This window comes from Amycolatopsis anabasis, assembly GCF_009765355.1.
Lineage (GTDB): Bacteria > Actinomycetota > Actinomycetes > Mycobacteriales > Pseudonocardiaceae > Amycolatopsis > Amycolatopsis anabasis.
Genome location: NZ_VTHK01000134.1, coordinates 1 through 4,049 on the forward strand (window position 1 = coordinate 1; position 4,049 = coordinate 4,049).

Genomic DNA, 4,049 nt, shown 5'->3' on the forward strand with positions numbered 1-4,049 from the left:
CGCCCTGTCTACGTGGCCGTGTTCATTGACGCGATCCATGTCAAGGTGCGGGACGGCCAGGTTGCCAACCGGCCCGTCTACGCCGCCATCGGCGTCACCGTGGACGGGCGCAAGGACGTGCTGGGGCTGTGGATGGGGACCGGCGGCGAGGGCGCGAAGTTCTGGATGAGCGTGCTGGTCGATCTGAAGAACCGCGGTATCCGTGACGTGTTCTTCCTGGTCTGCGATGGCCTCAAAGGCCTGCCCGAGGTTGTGACGAACGTCTGGCCGCAAACCATTGTTCAAACCTGCGTTGTTCACCTGATCCGGAACACTTTCCGTCTCGTGTCCCGCCGGGACTGGGACGCGGTGAAACGGGGCATCAAACCTATCTACACCGCACCCAACCCCGATGCCGCATTACTTGCCTTGGACGAACTGGAGGAGAAATGGGGCAAGAAGTACGGTGCGGTGATTCGGCTGTGGCGTAACGCCTGGGACGAGTTCGTGCCCTTCCTCGATTACGACATCGAGATCAGGCGCATGATCTGCTCCACCAACGCGATTGAATCCCTCAACGCCCGCTACCGGCGGGCGATCCGCGCCCGTGGGCACTTCCCGACCGAGCAAGCCGCGCTGAAGTGCCTGTACCTTGTGACCCGCAGCCTGGACCCCACCGGCACAGGCCGCGCCCGATGGACGATGCGCTGGTTGAGTCGGCCCGCAGCGCGGTGCCGGTGTTGCCACCGGTCCGTTTCTGCGGGCCGCTCGCCGAACCCGGCGTGCGCCTCTCGACGCACCGGGCTCTCCACGGCTGGTGCCGTTAGGCGTGGTTGGGCCGGATGAACGGGTTAGGGATCTTGTTTCCCCGGTAGCGGTAGCGGGTGACCGTCACCGATGCCGGGTTGAACAACGCAACCCCGTCGGCCGCGATCGGCAGCCATCGCCCGGTTGGGGTGGTGAACCGGCGGCGGAACGCTGTCCACCTCCAGCGGTGCCGTTTCCTCAGCCACCTGATCACTCGCCATTCGGCGAAGTGCTTGAGGTTGCCGAGGGTGTGTTTACACACGGCATGCCGGAAGTAGTTGGTCCAGCCGCGCAGGATCTGGTTGATCCTGCCGATCACAGCGCCCATGTCGGCCTGACTGACACGATGTGTCAGGGCACGGATCTTCGCCTTCACCGACCGAAGGGGACGGTCGGCGATGAACGTGTATACGTACCACTGGTCTGTGCCTCGCTTGCGTTTCCACTGGATGCGGAAACCCAGGAAGTCAAACCCATCCGCCATATGCACGACCCGCGTCTTGGTCTCCGACAGCCGTAGACCCAGCGGGGCCAGCGCATCAGCGATGTCTTCGCGCAGGGCCACCACGTCGTGCTCCTGACCATGCACGAGCACGACGAAATCATCCGCATAGCGCACGATCCGCCACGTCGGCAGGCCCTTGGAACGACGGTAGTTCCGCCGAGCTGTGGTTCCCATCGGCCCGTCTGGATGCCACGGCGCCATCACGTGCTCGTCGAGCACGGACAGCGCGATGTTGGCCAGTAACGGGGACAGGAGTCGGGTAGCCGGGACGCATTGCTGCGTCCCGGCCCCCTCAGAACCGGACTGGTGCGTTTCCACACATCCGGCTCAAGCAGGTCCTGTTGGCGTTGAATCCGCAAGGAGCAGTGCTGGTGCTGCCGGTCGGGCGGTTCGTGTCCGGCAGCCGGTGTGGATGAGGCGTTGATCGTCCGCGCCGTTCCCGGTGGCGATGTTGAGTTTGCTGATCGCTGTTCGGGTGCCGCGTAACCATTGTTCCCACTCGCGCGGGGTTTGTGGTTCGCGTTCGGCGTGCAGCAGCATGGTTCCGCAGAGCGGGCAGCGTCCTCGCTGGGCTTTGAGCTTGGCGAGAAGCAGCACGCTGAGCGGTCCGTTGGGCTGCTTGCCGCGACGGTCGGCCCAGTAGCGGGCCAGGTCGGGATCGTCTGGAGAGGCGGTCCCGACAACCATCACGTGCCGGACGATCTTCGTCCAGGCGAACTTGGGCAGGTAGGCCCCGGTGTCCTTGTCACCGAAGACCCACCGGTTGTTGCGGGAGGGGTTGAACCGGCCGAAGTACCGGTCCATCCTCCACCACCTGGACTTGTTCGGGTGTGTCCGCTTGATCCATTTGTAGAGCAGCTTCCACATGTAGTCATCCAGCGCGGAAAACACCTCGCTGGAGACCTGGCTGCGGTAATACGCGGCCCACCCCCTGATGATCGGGGTGAGCGCACGCAGGACCGAGGCGGCGTTGCTCCCAAGCAGAGCACGCATCTCGGTGCGCAGCCGTTCCCGGATACGCTTCACAGCGTCGTCGCTGGGTTTGATCAGCGGGAGTTTGCCGTGGTAGCGGCGGATGTTGAACCCGAGAAAGTCACACCCCTGGTTGACGTGGACGATCTGGGTCTTGGCCTCGTTGAACACCAGGCCTCTCGGCCGCAGCCACTCAGCCAATCGTTGCTTGACCTGTTCCGCGTGCTCGCGACTGCGGCAGAACGCCAGCAGATCGTCGGCATAGCGGACCAGCACCGGGGCATCAGGCGCGGTCTCGATCCCGCCTCGACTGCGCTTGAAATACCTCACCCCGGCCGCTGCTTCCATCCCGTGCAGGGCGATGTTCAGCAGCAAGGGGCTGATCACGCCCCCTTGCGGCGCACCCTCCTCCGTCAGGGCGAACCGGCCGTGGTCCATCACGCCCGCCGTCAACCATGCGCGGACCATGTCCCGTCCGGGGAAGGTGCCGAGCTGGCCGAGAACGAAGTCGTGATCGATGTGGTCGAACGCTCCTTGGAGATCGGCGTCGAGTATCCACTGGCGTCTCGGGTCCTTGCCCTTGACGACCTGATAGATGGCCTCGATCGCGTCATGACATCCCCGGCCCGGCCGGAACCCGTAACTCCTGGGCTCGAACCGGGCCTCCCACTCGGGCTCCAGCGCGTTACGCACTCGAGCCTGCTGGGCGCGATCCACGATCACCGGTATGCCGAGGGGGCGCTGTTTCCCGTTCGCCTTCGGGATGAACACCCGTCTCACCGGTTGGGCCTGCCTCGGTGACCACTGGATCTCGATCACCAGGCGTTCCTTGTCCGCCGCTGACAGCGCGATGCGACCGTCAACGCCGGGAGTGAGACGACCAGCATTGCGCTCGGTCACCTGCCGCACGCTCAGCAGCGTGTTCGACAGGCTTCGGAGCAACAGCTTCTGCAAGCTGCGGACCCGCTTGTGGTCCCCAGCCCGCGTCGCCGCGAAGATCCGTTGCCGCAGCCGTCGTACGTGGTCCTCGGCGGCACGCCAATCCACAGCGTCCCAGTCCAAGGCCGTGTCCTCGGGTCCGTTCGCCCCAACCCCACCCGCAGGCAGCGTCCCAGCGTCCAACTTGTCCCTCGGTTCCAACGCCTTGTCATCCGTTCTCTTCGCAGACCCACCCGGTCCACGTCTGCCCTCTTTCGAGGCGGGCCACCAGGACCCGTATCCGGCCGGTTATACGACACCACTGCTGGAGGAGCAGTAGTCTCGTGCCGCTTTCCCGTCGCCTTTCGGCGCACCGGCTTTCGCTTGTTGGACCGTCCTGTTCCCGCTGCGGGATTCCGCCTCCCTCACGGTCGGCCTACCAGCATCGCTGGACCGCAACGGGGTTCCCACGTTGCACACGCGTGAGACCTGATCGGGATGGGCGCCTTCTTGACCCCGGGGCGATGGTGTCTCCCCGGCGGGAAGGGAATGTCCCCGCCGGCATCCGCCGCTTTCCAGCGGCCAGCCCTACACCCCCACCACAGCAGCCATCCGCGGGGGCCCGTCAGTCACGAGGCATCAACGAAGGTTCACCCTATTCGCCCGTCCGATCTTCCTCTCGCCCGTGGCCTCCCGTGATGCGCGAGGGCCCTTCGGCTTTCCCTTGGGCTTCACACCCCGCCGTTACCAGCGACGCATGCCAAGGCGAGGACAGGCCTCCAGACACTGGCCCGAGATCACGTTCCCGGCATCAGCCGAACCTCCGTCCAACGTGATCCACTCACAACGTGCACCTTTCGTGTCGCAC

General features: G+C 65.0%; 2 protein-coding genes and 1 pseudogene. 1 reads left to right on the forward strand and 2 read right to left on the reverse strand.

Annotated elements, in window-relative coordinates:
- A pseudogene (locus tag FXO23_RS50265) lies at positions 1-690 on the forward strand (IS256 family transposase); the annotation flags it as partial.
- A 112-nt stretch (positions 691-802) separates the two neighbouring features.
- Here the strand turns inward: FXO23_RS50265 and FXO23_RS50270 are convergent.
- Positions 803-1,609, reverse strand: a complete 807-nt coding sequence (locus FXO23_RS50270; RefSeq protein WP_246258670.1) for a group II intron maturase-specific domain-containing protein — start codon at positions 1,607-1,609, stop codon at positions 803-805.
- 9 nt (positions 1,610-1,618) lie between these two features.
- Positions 1,619-3,325, reverse strand: a complete 1,707-nt coding sequence (ltrA, locus tag FXO23_RS50275) for a group II intron reverse transcriptase/maturase (protein ID WP_246258671.1) — start codon at positions 3,323-3,325, stop codon at positions 1,619-1,621.
- Between the last annotated feature and the right edge of the window lie 724 nt (positions 3,326-4,049).